Source organism: Variovorax sp. dw_308 (assembly GCF_019207085.1).
In the GTDB taxonomy this organism is placed as follows: domain Bacteria; phylum Pseudomonadota; class Gammaproteobacteria; order Burkholderiales; family Burkholderiaceae_C; genus Variovorax.
The window spans coordinates 286,239-303,158 of sequence record NZ_JAATOM010000006.1 but is presented as its reverse complement, the minus strand read 5'-3'; the positions used below and the strand labels follow the sequence as shown (position 1 = coordinate 303,158).

Sequence of the window (16,920 nt, the reverse complement as noted above, 5' to 3'; positions counted from 1 at the left end):
GGCGTTGCGAGCAGGCTCACGCCGACGGCGTACTCTGCTCCGCGAATGTCCCCCGGCCTTCGGCCTCCTCCTTTATTTCGCTGCGCAGAGCACACCATCGACGTGATCCAGACGCGCTGCGGTTGATCGACCGAATTCAGGAACGCAACGAACAGTTCCACGTGCCGAGGGCATCGGGTGTCTCCCGCAGCGAAATAAAGGAGGAGGCCGAAGGCCGGGGGACATTCGCGGAGGGAGATACCCGGTGTCCTCGGCACGCACTGCTGAACCCAGCACCTGCGTCTTTCGAGTTCCGTACATCGCGGATCGTGCTATCCCGTCGTGAAAAACCGAAAGCCCGCCGCCGTCACAAAGGCGTCGGCACCTTCACCACTTCGGATGCACAGGCGCGAACACCGGCCGGAACAGGAACCGCCGCACGATCTCCCCATAGCCCCGGTAGTAGAAGTGCCCGTTGCCCTGCAGCACCTCGGCGCGGTGCCGGCGGAAGTACAGCGGGATCTCGTACCAGGGCATGCTCGGCGCGCGGTGGTGGACGTGGTGCAGGTTGTTGTAGAGGTACATGAGCCCCACGAACCAGTTCGATTCGACGATGGCCACGCGCGCGTGCGGCGTGTCGCTCCAGCGGTGCTCGGTGAAGCTGCGCAGCAGGCCCAGCATCATGCCGGGGTAGACGAAGCACAGCAGGTAGGTCGAGACTTTCATGCCGCACACGCCGACCACGAAAGCGAATACGCCCGCCACGCCGAGCGCGTGCACCAGCCACATCCGCGCATGCGAGAAGTCGCCCGCGCGCACCCGGCGCCACTCGCCGCGCACGAGCGTGCACAGGCGCATCGCCGGCCCCGCCAGCAAGCGAAAGGACAGCAGTTGGTTTGCTGAGTACAGCGCGCGCCGCCACGGCACGTAGCGCTGCCACGCCGGCGCGGAGTGGTAGTTGCTCTCGCTGTCCTTGTCCGGATGCGTCAGGTGAAAGTTGACGTGGTGCGCGCTGTGTCCGCGGTGATACAGCGCATACGGCAGCCACAGGTTGAGCGGCGGCCACACGATGGCCTGGCGCAGCCAGCGCGGCAGGTAGCGCATTGCGTGGATGCTCTCGTGCTGCAGCGACGAATGAAGCTGCGCGACATAGCCGCCCAGCACGAACAGCAGCCAGCCCGGCAGCGATGCGTGCCACCAGATCAGTGCGGCCCACGCGGCATAGCACGCGGCCACCAATGCCAGCGTCGGCGCTTCGTAGTGGCGCCACCAGACCAGGCGGGCAGGGCGTGCTTGGCGAGGAGGAGTTGCCGAGGCGGTGGATGCGGTCGTCATGTGTCTCTGATGAGGAACTGCAAATTCGGGAGCGAGCTGGGCGCGTGTCGATGGTAGGAAACCCGTCGCGGTTTGCATGCGACCAATGCGCATGTGGATATGCGGAAATCGCTCGACCGATCCGCGTCGCTGCTCATAGAGTGCATAAGTGACCGACCCGCCCATGATCACCCCCGATGCGCTGCAGGCGCTGCTCCTGGCCGATGGCGAGCTGGCGCTGCTCGACGTGCGCGAGGCGCGTGCCTTTCACGCGGGGCACTTGAATCTCGCGCGCTGCGCGCCGCTGAGCGGGCTGGAACTGCAGATCCCCGAGTTCGTGCCGCGGCGCAGCGCGACGGTCGTGGTGTATGACGATGCAGGCGAGCCGGGCGCGGCAGCTGACCGAGCCTGGGCACTGCTGCAGCGACTCGGCCATGAAGACGTGCGCGTGCTGCAAGGCGGCCTCGAGGCCTGGACGGCGCGGGGCTTGCCGTCGATCGACGGATGGAACACGCTGATCAAGACCTTTGGCGACTGCGTGCGGCAGCACTACGCCACGCGCATCCTGCCCGTGCCTGCGTTGCAGGCGCTGCGCGCATCGGGCGCGCAGGTCGCAGTCGTCGATGTGCGACCGCCCGACGAGTTCGCCTTCCTGTCGATCGAGGGCGCACGCAACCATCCCGGCACCGAGCTGGCGCTGCGGGACTTCGCGATCGACGACGGCGGCGCCGATGACCCGTTGTGGGCCATCCAATGCTTCAGCCGCACCCGGGGGCTCCTGGGCGCCACCACCTTGGCGGTGCTCGGTCATCGCCATGCCGCATTCGTCGAAGACGGCGTGATGGCGTGGCGCCTGAACGGTGGCGCGGTGGCGAGCCACGCGCAAGCAGCGGCCGACCTGCCGCCGGCCTCCGCGCAAGTGCTGGCCGAACGCGCCGCCCAATTGCGCGCCCGCGCCGGCCTGCAGGTGATCGACGGCGCGCAACTCGCCCGCTGGCGCGCCGACACGCAGCGCACGCTCTACCTGTTCGACGTGCGCCCCGTCCCGTCCGCGGCGAGCGCAGCGGCCAGCGATGTGCGCCACGTGCCCGGTGGGCAGGTGCTCATGCACTTCGAGCAGCTGGTCGGCACGCGCAACGCACGCGTCGTGCTGGTGGACGATGCACATGGCCTGCGGGCGGCGGTCACGGCCTTCTGGTTGCGGCAGTTCAACCAATGCGAGGTCGCGGTGCTCGATGGCGAGGCGCCGCCTCGGCCTGCGCAAGTCGACATCACGCGCGAAGCCGAAGACGATGCCGTATCTCAAGGCATCGACGCGCCAGCGCTCCAGGACCGGCTCGCTAGGCACGAGGTCATCGTCGTCCACGTCGGCCCCAGCGAGGACTTCGAACGCCGGCATGTGCCCGGCGCCCGCTACCTGCTCCCCGCGTCGATGGCCCCGCTCGCGCCGCTGATCGCGCAAGGCCGCCCCATCGTCTTCACTTCCGAAGATGGCGCCGCATCGCGCCTCGCGGCGCGCGATGCCCAGCGCGAATGGCCCGACGCACACGCCTTCCACTGGCTCGTCGGCGGCATTCAAGCCTGGGTATCGCAAGCCATGCCCACCACCTCCGACTACACGCCGCAAGACCTGCTCACCCCCTTCGACGACGACTGGGGTTCCACCATGCGCGTCCGCCCCGACCAGCGCGAGTCCGCATGGCGCGACTACCTCGCATGGGAGCGCGCCTTGTCCGCACGCGTCATGCGCGACCCGACAGTCCGCTTCAACTTCCCCGACCCCGCAGACACGCCGCGCGCCCCGTAGCAGCCCGCGTCGCATATCTGTTCACCAGATATCCATGCGACCAATTCGATGCATGCAACTGGCCCGATCCCGGTAGCATTTTTGCGAGCGGCGCCGCCTGCGCGCCTCCACCGAGAACCTCCTCTTGCCCGCTCCTTCATCACACCCTCACGCAGCCCTGCGCGCGCCCCGGCGGCTCGGCTTCTTCAGCCGCCTGCTCGACGACGCGCCGGCCGCCGAACGCTACCGCCTCGTCGCCGAACAGATCGCCCATGCCGAGCGCTTCGGCTTCGATTCGGCCTGGGTCGCACAGCATCATTTCCACGAGGCCGAAGGCGGCCTGCCATCGCCCTTCGTCTTCCTCGCGCACGTGGCCGCGCTCACCCGCCGCATCCGCATCGGCACCGGCGTGGTCACGCTGCCGCTGGAGAACGCGGTGCGCGTCGCGGAGGACGCGGCGGTGCTGGACCTGCTGTCGGGCCATCGGCTGGAGTTCGGCGTGGGCACCGGCGGCACGCCATCGGCCTTTGCTGCCTTCGGCCAGACGAGCGAGAAGCGGGCCGAGGCGTTCGCCGCGCACCTGTCGCTGGTGCGTGACGCATGGGCAGGCCGGCCGTTGCCCGGTGGCGACCAGATCTACCCCTCGTCGCCCCAACTGCTCGACCGCATCTGGCAAGCCACCTTCTCGGTGGCCGGCGGTGCGCGCGCGGGCGCGGCCGGTGACGGCCTGATGCTCTCGCGCACGCAGCCGCGCACGGCCGATGCGCCGCACGCGTCGCTGTCCGAACTCCAGCATCCCATCATCGATGCCTACCTGCAGCAACTGCCCGAAGGCCGCACGCCCCGCATCATGGGTTCGCGCTCGGTCTTCGTCGCGAACGACCGGCGCGAGGCACTTCGATACGCCGAGCTTGGATTGCGCAGCGGCGTGGCACGCCTGGCCGATCCGACCCGGCCGGGCCCGGAGGCGAGCCTGCAGGAACTGATCGCCGGCTACGACGTGCACGTCGGCACGCCCGACGACGTGATCGCATCGCTGCGTGCCGACAGCGCCCTGGATCGCGTGACCGACATGGTGTTCCAGGTGCATTCGGTGGACCCGCCGCATCCGCTGATCCTGCGCAGCATCGAACTGATCGCCACGCGCGTGGCGCCTGCGCTCGGCTGGAGCGCACAGGCACCCGCAGACGCTTCCTCGTCCCAACCCTCCTCACTCCAACCCATCGCCGCATGACCACCCCACACTCCACACCCGATGTGATCGACCAGCTGGCGGGCATCGTGCCCGGCCACGCGCTCGACGCGACACGCGCTGGACGCGCACAGGCGCGCATCCACAGCCAGCAGAGTTACCTGGCGCTGTTCGAGCCCGCATCGCCGCCGCCCGCAGACGGGTTCACGCTGGTGCAGCGCTTTGCCGTCGCGACCTTCGTGGCGCTGTTGCATGGGCAGTCGCAGGCGACGCGCTTCTATGCCGACGGGCTGGCCAGCCACGGCGCCTCGCGCGAGCTGATCAACGCCATCGCGGCCGAGGCGGCGGCCGGTGATGCGTCGGGGCCTTACGGGCGCTACCCCGAAGGCCCGCTGAGCGTGGAAGATGCGCCGGGGCTTTCATACGGCGTGAGCAAGGCGTCCGCCGGCGTGCTGGGCGCGAAGCTGTCGGCAGCGCTGGTCCATGCGCACCTGCTGGTGTTCCATCCGCGCGATGCGAGTGCGCAGGCCTTGCAGGCGCTGCTCGATGCCGGCTGGTCTGAAACCGACATCGTCACGCTGTCGCAACTGGTGTCGTTCCTGGCGTTCCAGTTGCGCGTGGTCGTGGGCCTTCAGGCGTTGAAGCGCAGCAGCGATGACGACGAAGTCGCGGCGTCATCGCCGGCGGCGGAGGCGCTTGCATCATGAGCGCGACGACCACCACCATCGACCACCCGGCCAACGTGCCGCCCAACGCCTTCACGCAACGCGAACTCGAATGGCTGCCCTGGCTCGCGCCGCTGCCCGAGAGCGAGTTGACCGAGCGGCACTACGCCGGACTCGTCGATGCCTCGCGCGCGAAGTCGCCGTACTTCATGCTGCTGGCGCGCGACCCGGACATCCTCGGCGCGCGCACGCGCACCGACAAGGACATCTTCTACAACCCCGAGGCGGGACTGCCACGCGCGCAACGCGAGCTTGCCGCTGCCGCCACCTCGCGCTTCAACGGCTGCATCTACTGCGCGTCGGTGCATGCGCGCTTCGCGTCGCACTTCTCGCAGCGAAGCGAGGACGTGCAGCGCCTGCTCGATGAAGGCGTGAGCAAGGTGCGCTTCGGAAAGGACAAGGACGGCGAAGACGATGAAGACGGCGAGCGCTGGAACGCCATCGTCGACGCGTCGGTGGCCCTGTCGGCCACGCCGATCGCCTTCGGGCCGGCGCATGTGGCGCGGCTGCGCGCGACGGGCCTGGACGACCTTGCGATTGCGGACGTGATCCAGGGCGCGGCCTTCTTCAACTGGGCCAACCGGCTGATGCTGTCGCTGGGCGAGCCGGCATTGCCATCGCACTGAACTCTTCATCCATTCACTCAAGCAACCGGAAGCCTCTCCATGACAACGACACTCCGCCTCGGCGACACCGCGCCCGACTTCACGCAAGACTCCAGCGACGGCCCCATCGACTTCCATGACTGGGCGGGCGATTCGTGGGTGGTGCTGTTCTCGCACCCGGCCGACTTCACGCCGGTGTGCACCACGGAGCTGGGCAAGACCGCGGCGCTGGGCACCGAGTTCGCCCGCCGCGGCGTGAAGCCCATCGCGGTGAGCGTCGACCCCGTCGACAAGCACAAGCAGTGGATCGGCGACATCAACGACACGCAGAACGCCACGGTCAACTTCCCGATCCTGGCCGACGCCGACCGCAAGGTGGCCGACCTGTACGACCTGATCCACCCGAACGCGTCCACCACCGCGACCGTGCGCAGCGTCTTCATCATCGACCCGAAGAAGGTGATCCGCACCACCATCACCTACCCCGCCAGCACCGGCCGCAACTTCGACGAGATCCTGCGTGTGATCGATTCGCTGCAGCTCACCGACAGCCACAAGGTCGCGACGCCGGCCAACTGGCGCGATGGGGACGACGTGGTGATCGTGCCGAGCATCCAGGACCCGGCGGAGATTGCGCAGCGCTTTCCGAAGGGCTACACGGCGGTGCGGCCCTACCTGCGCATCACGCCGCAACCCAACAGATGATGCGGGCCACGAGCGCCTGAAGCCTCAAGCCCTCAGTGCCCCGACGCCCCCTCCGCCCCAATACCCGTCTCAGACCGCACCTGCTGGCTCAGAAAGCCCCCGCGGTCCTTCACGGCGCGCGCGCTCTTGTCCAGGATGGAAAACAGCCAGATCCCCGCGAAGCCGATCGTCATCGAGAACAGCGCAGGCGATGCATACGGAAACAGCGCAGAGCCTGCGGGATGGCCCAGCGTCGCTTCCCACACGGCCGGCGACACGATGGTCAGCACCACCGACGAGATCAGTCCCAAAAAGCCGCCGATCACCGCGCCGCGCGTGGTGCAGTCTTTCCACAGCACCGACATCAGCAGCACCGGGAAGTTGGCCGACGCGGCAATCGCGAAGGCCAGGCTCACCATGAACGCGATGTTCTGCTTCTCGAACACGATGCCCAGCACCACGGCCACGATGCCCAGCGCCACCGTGGTGATGCGTGACACCTTCAGTTCCGACGCACTGTCGGCCTTGCCCTTCTTCACCACCGTCGCGTAGATGTCGTGCGACACCGCCGACGCGCCCGACAAGGTCAGGCCCGCCACCACGGCCAGGATCGTCGCGAAGGCCACCGCCGAGATGAAGCCCAGGAACACGTTGCCGCCCACCGCCTTGGCCAGGTGCACCGCCGCCATGTTGCCGCCGCCGAGCAGCCCGCCCTTGGGGTCGAGGAACTGCGTGTCGGTCAGCACGAAAGTGATCGCGCCAAAGCCGATGATGAAAGTCAGCACGTAGAAGTAGCCGATCCACGTCGTCGCCCACAGCACCGACTTGCGCGCCTCCTTGGCATTGGGCACGGTGAAGAAGCGCATCAGGATGTGCGGCAGGCCCGCGGTGCCGAACATCAGCGCCACGCCGAAGCTGATCGCCGAGATCGGGTCCTTGATGAAGCCGCCCGGCCCCATGATCGAGAAGCCCGAGGTCGCCGCGTCCATCTTCGACTGGCCCGCCGCCGTCGCGAGTTCGGTCTTGACATCGACCGCCTTGGCAAACATCGCCTCCGGACTGAAGCCGAAGTTCCATAGCACCATGAAGGCCATGAAGGTGGCGCCCGCCAGCAGCAGGCAGGCCTTGATGATCTGCACCCACGTCGTGGCCGTCATGCCGCCGAAGAGCACGTACACCATCATCAGCGCGCCGACGATCACCACCGCGATCCAGTACTCCAGCCCGAACAGCAGCTTGATGAGCTGCCCCGCGCCCACCATCTGCGCGATGAGATAGAAGGCCACCACCACCAGCGTGCCCGACGCCGCGAACACGCGCACCGGCGTCTGCCCGAAGCGGAAGGCCGCGACATCGGCGAAGGTGAACTTGCCCAGGTTGCGCAGCCGCTCGGCCAGCAGGAAGGTGACGACCGGCCAGCCGACCAGGAAGCCGATCGAGTAGATCAGCCCGTCGAAGCCGCCCACCATCACCGCGGCCGAGATGCCGAGGAACGACGCGGCCGACATGTAGTCGCCCGCGATGGCCATGCCGTTCTGGAAGCCGGTGATGCCGCCGCCCGCGGTGTAGAAGTCCGCCGCGCTCTTGGTCTTGGCCGCCGCCCACTTCGTGATGAACAGCGTGCCGACGACGAAGGCCGCGAACATGCTGATCGCGGTCCAGTTGGTCGGCTGTTTCTCGAGCTGGCCGAGGTCCGCACCGGCTGCTTGCGCGAAGGAGGAAATCAGTGCGAGCGCTGCGAAACATGTTCGTGGGCACCCGCGGAACCGGCTCTGCCGGGCCGCTGGGTGCGCCCCCTCGAGGGTGAGGCGCCGCAGGCGCGTTCGGGGGTGGGTCATGTCCGCGCCTTCTTTGCGATGAGGGCCGTCAGCGCGTCGTAGCGCCCATTGGCGCGGTGTACGTAGATGCCGGTGATGACAACGGTGAAGACGATCACGCCGAGCCCGAGCGGCATGCCGATCGTGGTGACGCCTGCGCCGAGCCGCGTCAGCAGGAAAGTCTTGTCGAATGCCACCAGCAGGATGAAGCCGTAGTACACGACCATCATCGCGCCGGCCAGCCACCAGCCGAAGCGCGAGCGCGTCGACTTGAGCTCCTGGTAGTTCGGGTCGCGCAGGATGCGCGTCGTCAGGTCGTCTTGCATGGTCAGTTCCTTTCCATCAGCTGTTCGAGGACAGCCGGGTTCTCGAGCGTCGAGATGTCTTGCGTGATGGGCTCGTCATTGGCGATCAGGCGCAGCAGGCGCCGCATGATCTTTCCGCTGCGCGTCTTGGGCAGGTTGTCGCCGAAGCGGATGTCCTTGGGCTTGGCGATCGGCCCGATCTCCTTGCCGACCCAGTTGCGCAGTTCGACCGCGATGCGCTTCGCCTCATCGCCGGTCGGACGCGGCCCCTTCAGCACCACGAAAGCGCAGATGGTCTCGCCGGTGGTCTCGTCCGGCCGGCCCACCACGGCAGCCTCGGCGACGAGTTCGGTGCACGACACCAGGGCCGATTCGATCTCCATGGTCCCCATCCGGTGGCCCGACACGTTGAGCACGTCGTCGATTCGGCCGGTGATGGTGAAGTAGCCGTTGTCCGCATTGCGGATGGCGCCGTCGCCCGCGAGGTAGTAGCCCTTGAGTTCGCTGGGGAAGTAGCTGGACTTGAAGCGCTCTTCCTCGTTCCAGATCGTGCGGATCATCCCCGGCCACGGCTTCTTGACGACCAGCAGGCCGCCTTGCCCAACGGGCATGTCGTTGCCGGCTTCGTCCACGATCGCCGCCGCGATGCCGGGGAAGGGCAGGGTGCAGGAGCCCGGCAGCAGCGGTGTCGCGCCGGGCAGCGGCGTGATCATGTGGCCGCCGGTCTCGGTCTGCCAGAAGGTGTCGACGATGGGACACCGGCCGCCGCCCACATTCGCGTGATACCACTCCCACGCGGCCGGATTGATCGGTTCGCCCACCGAGCCGAGGATGCGCAGGCTCGACAGGTCGTAGAACTTCGGATGCACCTCGTCGTTGGCGGTCGATGCCTTGATGAGCGAGCGGATCGCCGTCGGCGCCGTATAGAACACCGTGACCTTGTGATCCTGGATCATCCGCCAGAAGCGCCCCGCGTCGGGGTAGGTCGGTACACCCTCGAACACGACCTGGGTCGCACCGATGGCCAGCGGGCCGTAGGCGATGTAGGTGTGGCCCGTGACCCAGCCGATGTCGGCGGTGCACCAGAACACATCGTCGTCGTGCAGGTCGAAGGTCCACTTCGTCGTGACCGCTGCATGCAGCAGGTAGCCGCCGCTCGAGTGCTGCACGCCCTTGGGCTTGCCGGTGGAACCCGAGGTGTAGAGCAGGAACAGCGGGTGCTCGGCGCCCACCCATTCGGGCTCGCAGGTGTCGGCCTGGTCGGCGGTGATTTCATGCATCCAGTGGTCACGCGCCGGGTGCCATTCGATCTTGCCGCCGGTGCGGCGGTAGACGATCACGTCCTTGACCGCATCGCATCCGCCGAGCGCGATGGCCTCGTCGACGATCGCCTTCAACGGCAGCTGCCTGCCGCCGCGCAGTTGCTCGTCGGCCGTGATCACCATCACCGCGCCGGCGCCTTCCATGCGATCGCGCAGGCTCTGCGCCGAGAAGCCGCCGAACACCACCGAATGCGTGGCGCCGACGCGGGCGCAGGCCTGCATCGCGACCACGCCCTCGATGCTCATCGACATGTAGATGACGACGCGGTCACCTTTCTTCACGCCGCGCGCTCTCAGCGCATTGGCCAGGCGGCAGGTGCGCGCCAGCAGCTCGCTGTAGGTGACGCGGCTGACCTGGCCGTCGTCGGCCTCGAACTGGATCGCGACCTTGTCGCCGAGGCCGCGCTCGACCTGGCGGTCGAGGCAGTTGTACGAGACGTTCAGCGTGCCGTCCTCGAACCACTTGAAGAAGGGCGCCTTGGTGTGATCGAGCGAGCGGGCGAAGGGCGTCTTCCATGTGACGAACTCGCGTGCGAGGCGGGCCCAGTAGGCGGCGTGGTCGGCATCGGCCTCCGCCACCAGCTTCTGGTAGGCCGGCATGCCTGATACGTACGCCCGCTTCAGGATGGACTCCGGCACGGGATGGAGATGGATCTTGCTGGCGGCCGCATGGGCCGGGTTGGCGGTGCTGCTGTCGTCGCTGTTGTCGTTCGCTGCAAAGCGCGGGACCTTGCCGCCGAGCGCGACCGCAGCGTCGTGGCTGATTGTCTTCATGGTGATGTCTTCTCTGTGGATGGATGGATCCGACTTCCTCCCTGTCTCTTGGCTACCTCTTACCCTGCGCGCACCTTGCCGCGCGGTCTGTGCGGTGGCACACCGAGCGGCATCGCACCGCGGCCCCTGCATGGCGCGCGCGACTGGCGCGCCTGGCTATTGCATGGCCACCGCGCCAGGGGGCGCGTGAAGGCGCACGCTCTCGCCCGAAGCCGCGGCAGCCGCCTTGGCCTCCGGCAGATCGCGCACCAGCAGCACCGGCACGGTCGAATAACGCAGGATGTTTTCCGCGCTGCTTCCCAGCACCGTGCGCCCGATGCCGCGCCGCCCGTGGGTGCCGAGCACGATGAGGTCCGCCGGCCAGCGGCTGGCTTCGGCCGTCACCATGACGTGCACCGGGCCCGCCAGGTGGTCCTCCAGCAGCGTTTCGACGCCGACACCGGAGGCCACGACCGCCGACTTGGCCTGTTCCAGCACGCTCGCTCCGGCTTCGCGAAGAAGGCCGAGCCAGTCGCCGCCGTAGCCTGCATAGGCACTCATGCCCAGGGCGAACGAAAGCTCGTCGATCACATGCATCAGCCGCAGGCGGCCCTTGGTGAGTTGGGCTACACGGATGGCCTCTTGCAGGCCGCGTGTGGAGGTGGGGCTTCCGTCGAGGGGGACGAGGATTCGCTGGTACATGAGTGCTCCTGGGAACACTCGGTTGTAGGCTTGTTGGGCGGGGGGATCTGTGCGGTGGGATACCGAGTTGGGGCGGCTGGCACCGTCTTTTCATCGACCCGAAGAGTTGATCTGCGCAACATCACCTGTCGGGCCAGCATCTGGCCGCAACTTCGACGGAATGCTGCACGTGATCGATTCGCTGCAACAGCCGGATAGGCGAGGGGGCTCCGGACCTGCGGGGCGTGGCGAGGTGCGTTGGCGGGACTAGTTTCGGCGCGCGATTGGAACCGGGTCCCGTTCCGTTGTACTCATGACCATGTGGCGGCAGGTATGCAGCGACGGCTGTCGCTCGGACCCGATGTCTCTGCTGACCGCTTGCGAGAACACCGGCCGTTCAAAGCGCTTATGAGACTTTCGGCGCGGCGCTCGTGTCTTATGAATCAACTACTTGCCGGTCTTTAAGCCCCGCATCCGACCCCATTCACGGCACAATTCGCGCATGGCAATCTTGGCCTGGTACGTCGGCGTAGCGCGAAGCTGCGATCGCACCGCGACTTGCCCTGGTAAAGAGACGCATACGAGGGGTAGCAGTTGAGGACGATATGGACGAGCCATTTGAGATTGAGCGCCGAGGCGCAGCCGCGGGTATCGACCCGATGTTCGGAGAGTGGCAGCAGACCTTCGACCTTGAGCCAGTCTCATACGCTAACGCTGGCAACGCCCGCGCCGCGTTCAAGGCAATGGTCCGCGAGCAGCTGACCAACAAGTACGTCTTCGTCGGCGAGATTTCGCTTCGAGTTGTGCTCTACCTCGATGAACAGAAGATGCTCGAAACGCCGTCCTATGGCGATATCGACAACCATGCCAAGCAGTTGCTCGACACGATCAAGGGCCACGGCGGTCTGCTGATCGACGACTGCCAAGTCCAGCACATCGACATTTCATGGGTCGATGTGCCACGTGGCGCGCGCTTTGAGATGGCGATCAAGGCCTCGCCAGACGACTTCATGCCGTTGCCCCTGCGCTTCTATGAGATGCCGGACGGCCTGTACTACCCGCTGTCTGAACAGGCATGGACGACGGAAGGGCTGCAAGCCGTTTCGGTGGAACAGACCTTTGACCTGGCGCACGCGTTGGCGGACATGACCCGGCGCAAGCGGACCCTGCGTCACGAACTGCGTCAGGCCGGTCTGCCGCAGTTCCGCGCTTTCCAGCACGGCAAGTACGTGTCGCCGATCTTGATGGGCTTCCATCGCACGCGAGTCGAGCAGTCGGGATTTGAGCTTGTCCCACTCAAGACCTGGACACTGCACGACCCCGGAATCGCAGAGCAAGTTGACAAGTGACCACGGTAGCGCTTGATCGCCGGTTCTACGAATGGCGCGAAGATGCCGATGGGCTTGCCCATTCGCGATACCGCGCAGCCGCCGGCCTTTCGGATGGCAGGCTCGGATGGCCTGACCTGCTCGCAAAGCGCCGCGTCGTCATCCTGGCCGAAGCCGGCAGCGGCAAGACCGAAGAGCTGACAGAGCAAGCGTGCCTGCAAACTGCCGCAGGCAAGTTTGCCTTCTATGCGACTGTTCAGGATGTTGGCCGAGAGGGGCTCGAAAGCGCCCTGCGCCCGGCCGACGGGGCGCGTCTGAACGCCTGGCGTTCCAGCAGCGAATCGGGTTGGTTTTTCATCGACTCGATTGACGAAGCAAAGCTCGACAACATTCGGCTTGAGCGCGCCCTGCGACAGATCGCCAACGGAATAGTTGGCGCGGAGGGCCGTGCTCATATCGTGCTCTCCGGCCGTCACACCGATTGGGAATTCGCCCGCGACGCACGCCGGCTGAACGAGGAGTTGCCACTACCACGTGAGAGCGTGGCCGAACCCGTTCCACCGCTCGATGAGCTGATCCGCCGCGTGCTGCGCCATGAGAAGCCACCGGAGCCGACACCGGCAGAGACGCCATTGATCGTCGTAATGGCCTCGCTCGATGCCGACAAGGTGCGGACATATGCCGCCGCCAAGAATGCGCCTGAGATGGATAGCCTCATCGATGCGATTCAAGCGGCGAACATGTGGGACTTCGCGCGACGGCCGTTAGACCTAGACTGGATCGTGCGCAACTGGCGCGACCACGGCCGCCTCGGCAGCTTCATGGCGATGATCGAGGCCAGCCTGCGTGAGCGTGTGCGGGAAGTGGACCCCGACCGCGCTCGTCGCGATTCTCTAGATGCCGAGCGTGCGCATCGCGGGCTGGAACGAATCGGGGCTGCACTGGTATTCGGTCGGCAGACCACCATCGCCATACCGGACAGGGATGCGCCGCTCGAAGATGCCCGACCTGCGGCCACGATCGATGACGTATTGCCGGACTGGCCGAGCGAAGACCGGCTGCAGTTGTTGACAAGACCGGCATTCGACCCGGCCACGTTCGGGCGTGCCAGGCTGCACAACGACAACGAGGGGGTAGTACGCGCCTATCTTGCTGCACGCTGGCTGCACCGACTGCGACAAGCAAATCTGCCTCGGCGCCGGCTGCACGATTTCTTGTTTTCGCGAACCTACGGGGTCGAGCTGATCAAGCCCTCCATGCTCGAAACAGCGGCTTGGTTGAGCCTCTGGGATGAGAGCGTGGCAACCGAAGTCATACGTCGTGCACCCTTTCTGCTCTTCACCGCTGGCGACCCGGCAAGCCTGCCTCCGGCGACGCGCCAGGCCGTATTGACGGCACTTATCGAGCGGATGCGCAGGGATGAGGAAACCCCGCTGCTGGGCATCGGCAGCTTGGCACGGTTCACCCAGCCGGATATCGCGCCCGCGCTGCGCGCCATCTGGGAGACCGATAAGGGCAACGCTGAAATTCGCCGGTTCGTCCTCCGGTTGATCTGGCTTGGCAAACTTGGTGAATGCGCCGGCATCGCGGAGGCCGCGTCATTCGGCCAATTTCCCGATCTCTACACCGCAATCACGGCTGGCCGGGCGCTGCTTGCGGCCGGCGACGATCGTCAGCGAACGAACTACGCCGAATACGTCAGGCGGAACTGTGCATCGATCCCGGCTACCGTCGTATGGGAGGCCGTGGAAGACCTGTTCCCGCGGCTGATCAATGTCGATGACTTGCTCGCCATTCTTGCGGTCGTGCACCTTGGTGATGGTGAGGGCGGCGGTTTCAATCTGGATTGGCACGGCGCTGACCTCGCCGCGAAACTGGCAACCGCTGCCGATCTAACCAAGCTGATCGACGGGCTCTTGAGTCAGCTGGCACCGGAGCCGCCCGATCCTGACGCCGACGACAGTTCATCGCGAGACGCGCAATACGCGACAACGCTTGCAACCTCGGCGGAGCAACTGCTCGAACTGTCGCCGCCGAACGCCGCACCCGAGGCAGCAATCGACGCCGTGCTGCGAATCGGCGATCGCCGCTTCGATCGGACACAACGGCGGCTCAAGAAGGGAGCGGACGCTGTTGAGCAGCTGCACCGGACGCCGGAGCGCCGGCGTGCGGCCTTCTGGCGGGCAGCCGACCGTCTCGGCAATCACAGAATCCTTACTGGTCGTCCGCTGCTCCATGCCTTCCAGATGAAGTTCCTCGGCTGGCCGCCGGGACTTGTTCTAGTCGATATCGACTGGCTGCTCGCCGATGCACCTGGCAGGGACCGCGCTACAGAACGGCAGCTGGCAATCAACGCAGCACTCAGCCTGTGGTTCAACGAAGACCAACAAGATGAGGCGCTGAAGGCGCGCATTGCTGCTGTTGCCGCCTCCGACAGCGACATGCAGGCGGCTTACACCGAGTGGATTACGCCGCGAGTCAAGTCTGCAGAAGAGATCAAGAGCGAGGAAGAGCTGGCTAAATCCGAGCGGGCAGGCAAGCAAGCGCAGGCCCAGCGGGAACAGTCATGGGTCGATTTCGTCACCGAAATGCGCGCTGATCCGGTGAAGCTGCAGCAGCTCCTGCCCACGGCACCCAATACCGTTGACGGACGGGTGTATGACCTATGGCAACTGCTGCGCCAGGCCGTTCGCGGCAGTTCGCACTACGCCATCGACACCGTCGCTCCTATCGCCGAGATTGCTGGGCAGGAAGTCGCGACAGCATTTGCCGACAGGCTTGCCGAAATTTGGCGAAGCTGGAAGCCAACGCTGCATAGCGAACGCGCACCGAACGAGCGCAACCAGATCGGCATGATCGATAGCATGTGCATCGCTGGCGTCTCAATCGAAGCGGCATCGCGGCCGAACTGGGCAGCACAGCTGACTAAAGAGCAAGCCGTTCGCGCCACCGAGTACGCGACACTCGAAATCAACGGCTTTCCCAAGTGGATTGGAGCATTGGCCGCGGCTTGGCCCGCCGCCGTCGAACAGGTGCTCGCCAAGGAAGCGGGCAGTGATCTCGACAACCCAACGCCGGGCGTCCACTACCAAACCCTGGAAGACATATATCGTGGCCCGGAAAACCTCGCGCGACTGATGTCCCTCGCCTTATGGCGCGAGCTGCAGACCAGGCCTGGTTTGAACCAACTGGCCCTGCGACCCTTGCTGCCCATCCTCGTGCGCGGTCTGCCCGAAGTTGAAAAAGGTGATCTGTACACGCTTGTTCTCTATAGGTTTCAGGGCACCGACGATCCCCAGGTCTGCGCGCAGTATCTCGGCGCGGCCTATGCGATCAACGCGCAAGGCGCAACGGACGCCCTGGTCGCGAAGCTTGACCGACTTGGCGAAGCTGAGAAGACAGCTCTCGTCGAACGCGCCCTACCTCAGATAGTCGGCTCGCGTTGGGGGCGCTCAGAACCATCGGCTGCTGCACTTGACCTTGCCACACTGGAACGCCTCGTCCTGCTGGCATACCGCATCGTGCGGATCGAAGATGACCGTGATCGCGCCAAGAAGGGGGTGTACTCACCGGACGAACGGGACGAAGCCCAGGAGGCGCGATCGGCGGCATTCAAGGCATTGGTCAGCATGCCCGGGGCCGCGACTTTCGAGGCGATCCTGCGGTTGATAGACACGCCTGGGTTCCCGATACCGGCATCGCGCCTGCGTGCCTTGGTACACGATCGCGCGGCAGAAGACGCCGAGCACACCGCATGGACAGCAGGAGAAGCGCGCCAGGTTGAAGAGCGGTTTGAGCGCCCGCCCGTTACGGGACGGGAACTGCAGCTCGTCGCACTGCAACGCTTGGAAGACCTGGAGCATGACCTGATCCATGGTGATTTTCGGCAGGGTACAACCTTGAGCGCTCTACCTGACGAACCTGCAGTTCAGAACTGGTTGGCCGACCGGCTTCGACACGTACAAGGAACGGCCTATTCGATTGAGCGCGAGCCGCACGTCGCCGAAGAGAAGGAGCCGGACCTGCGCTTCAGGGCTAAGGCCAGCGATGCCAACGTCGCAACCGAGATCAAGGTGGCGGAAAGTTGGACGCTGCCACAGCTTAAAGACGCCCTCGTCAAACAACTCTGCGGCCAATATCTGCGCGCCCAAGATGGCCGAGAAGGCATCCTCTTACTCGTGCATCAGACGCGGCGGCCGAAAGGATGGGAACTGACCGACGGAACGTTCCTGAACTTCGAGGCCGTCGTAGAGCGGCTGCGCGCTTTGGCGGCAACGATCCGGGAGTCATCGCTTTCGGGCCCGCAGCCGGAAATCTGTGTCGTTGACGTTTCAAGCTGTGCCAAGGCTGCGACGCGGGTGCATCGCTGCCGTTCGGCTACTGACGTGAGTGACTGAGATCAGTCTGGAGCCGCCGATTGTTCGAACGT

The 16,920-nt window shown here is 65.8% G+C and carries 12 protein-coding genes; 7 read left to right on the top strand and 5 right to left on the bottom strand.

Going from position 1 to position 16,920, the window contains the following annotated elements; genetic code table 11:
• Window positions 1–366: 366 nt before the first annotated feature.
• A complete protein-coding gene (locus HCU76_RS15510; RefSeq protein WP_218509888.1) occupies window positions 367–1,314 on the bottom strand; it encodes a fatty acid desaturase in 948 nt (315 codons plus the stop codon).
• A 148-nt stretch (window positions 1,315–1,462) separates the two neighbouring features.
• Here HCU76_RS15510 and HCU76_RS15505 point away from each other — a divergent pair, with 148 nt between their 5' ends.
• The 5 genes from HCU76_RS15505 to HCU76_RS15485 all read left to right on the top strand — a co-directional run bounded on the left by HCU76_RS15505 (window position 1,463) and on the right by HCU76_RS15485 (window position 6,306).
• Window positions 1,463–3,100: a rhodanese-like domain-containing protein gene (locus tag HCU76_RS15505; protein WP_371319833.1), complete on the top strand. Its 1,638-nt coding sequence runs from the start codon at window positions 1,463–1,465 to the stop codon at window positions 3,098–3,100.
• Between the two features lie 124 nt (window positions 3,101–3,224).
• Window positions 3,225–4,313: a putative FMN-dependent luciferase-like monooxygenase gene (locus tag HCU76_RS15500; protein ID WP_218509887.1), complete on the top strand. Its 1,089-nt coding sequence runs from the start codon at window positions 3,225–3,227 to the stop codon at window positions 4,311–4,313.
• Window positions 4,310–4,978 carry a CMD domain protein gene (locus tag HCU76_RS15495; protein ID WP_218509886.1) on the top strand — a complete coding sequence of 223 codons (669 nt, stop codon included), beginning with the start codon at window positions 4,310–4,312 and terminating at the stop codon, window positions 4,976–4,978. Before HCU76_RS15500 ends, HCU76_RS15495 begins: the two co-directional genes overlap by 4 nt.
• Entirely contained in the window at window positions 4,975–5,622 is a 648-nt protein-coding gene (locus tag HCU76_RS15490; RefSeq protein ID WP_218509885.1) for an alkylhydroperoxidase domain protein, read from the top strand. The genes HCU76_RS15495 and HCU76_RS15490 overlap by 4 nt, the downstream gene beginning before the upstream one ends.
• 39 nt (window positions 5,623–5,661) lie before the next feature.
• Window positions 5,662–6,306, top strand: a complete 645-nt coding sequence (locus HCU76_RS15485; RefSeq protein ID WP_218509884.1) for a peroxiredoxin — start codon at window positions 5,662–5,664, stop codon at window positions 6,304–6,306.
• Between the two features lie 32 nt (window positions 6,307–6,338).
• Here the strand turns inward: HCU76_RS15485 and HCU76_RS15480 are convergent, their stop codons facing one another.
• The 4 genes from HCU76_RS15480 to HCU76_RS15465 form a co-directional block, all read right to left on the bottom strand.
• Complete coding sequence (locus HCU76_RS15480) at window positions 6,339–8,123, bottom strand: cation acetate symporter (protein ID WP_213954442.1); 1,785 nt, start codon at window positions 8,121–8,123, stop codon at window positions 6,339–6,341.
• On the bottom strand, window positions 8,120–8,428 hold the full coding sequence (locus HCU76_RS15475) for a DUF485 domain-containing protein (protein ID WP_218509883.1): 309 nt from the start codon (window positions 8,426–8,428) through the stop codon (window positions 8,120–8,122). Before HCU76_RS15475 ends, HCU76_RS15480 begins: the two co-directional genes overlap by 4 nt.
• A gap of 2 nt (window positions 8,429–8,430) precedes the next feature.
• Window positions 8,431–10,503, bottom strand: a complete 2,073-nt coding sequence (gene acs / locus HCU76_RS15470) for an acetate--CoA ligase (protein WP_218509882.1) — start codon at window positions 10,501–10,503, stop codon at window positions 8,431–8,433.
• A gap of 156 nt (window positions 10,504–10,659) precedes the next feature.
• Window positions 10,660–11,184 carry a universal stress protein gene (locus HCU76_RS15465; protein ID WP_218509881.1) on the bottom strand — a complete coding sequence of 175 codons (525 nt, stop codon included), beginning with the start codon at window positions 11,182–11,184 and terminating at the stop codon, window positions 10,660–10,662.
• 584 nt (window positions 11,185–11,768) lie between these two features.
• Between HCU76_RS15465 and HCU76_RS15460 the strand changes: the two genes are divergently transcribed.
• Together HCU76_RS15460 and HCU76_RS15455 are read left to right on the top strand one after the other, a co-directional pair.
• Entirely contained in the window at window positions 11,769–12,512 is a 744-nt protein-coding gene (locus HCU76_RS15460; protein ID WP_213954438.1) for a RusA family crossover junction endodeoxyribonuclease, read from the top strand.
• Window positions 12,509–16,888, top strand: coding sequence for a hypothetical protein (locus tag HCU76_RS15455; protein ID WP_213954437.1), 4,380 nt, complete (start codon window positions 12,509–12,511; stop codon window positions 16,886–16,888). Before HCU76_RS15460 ends, HCU76_RS15455 begins: the two co-directional genes overlap by 4 nt.
• The last annotated feature ends 32 nt before the right edge of the window (window positions 16,889–16,920 follow it).

Bases quoted from the DNA above. Each gene is read 5' to 3' on its own strand.
- HCU76_RS15465 (WP_218509881.1), bottom strand. From the start codon at position 11,184: ATGTACCAGCGAATCCTCGTCCCCCTCGACGGAAGCCCCACCTCCACA.
- HCU76_RS15485 (WP_218509884.1), top strand. From the start codon at position 5,662: ATGACAACGACACTCCGCCTCGGCGACACCGCGCCCGACTTCACGCAA.
- HCU76_RS15495 (WP_218509886.1), top strand. From the start codon at position 4,310: ATGACCACCCCACACTCCACACCCGATGTGATCGACCAGCTGGCGGGC.
- HCU76_RS15510 (WP_218509888.1), bottom strand. From the start codon at position 1,314: ATGACGACCGCATCCACCGCCTCGGCAACTCCTCCTCGCCAAGCACGC.
- acs (WP_218509882.1), bottom strand. From the start codon at position 10,503: ATGAAGACAATCAGCCACGACGCTGCGGTCGCGCTCGGCGGCAAGGTC.
- HCU76_RS15490 (WP_218509885.1), top strand. From the start codon at position 4,975: ATGAGCGCGACGACCACCACCATCGACCACCCGGCCAACGTGCCGCCC.
- HCU76_RS15475 (WP_218509883.1), bottom strand. From the start codon at position 8,428: ATGCAAGACGACCTGACGACGCGCATCCTGCGCGACCCGAACTACCAG.
- HCU76_RS15480 (WP_213954442.1), bottom strand. From the start codon at position 8,123: ATGACCCACCCCCGAACGCGCCTGCGGCGCCTCACCCTCGAGGGGGCG.
- HCU76_RS15460 (WP_213954438.1), top strand. From the start codon at position 11,769: ATGGACGAGCCATTTGAGATTGAGCGCCGAGGCGCAGCCGCGGGTATC.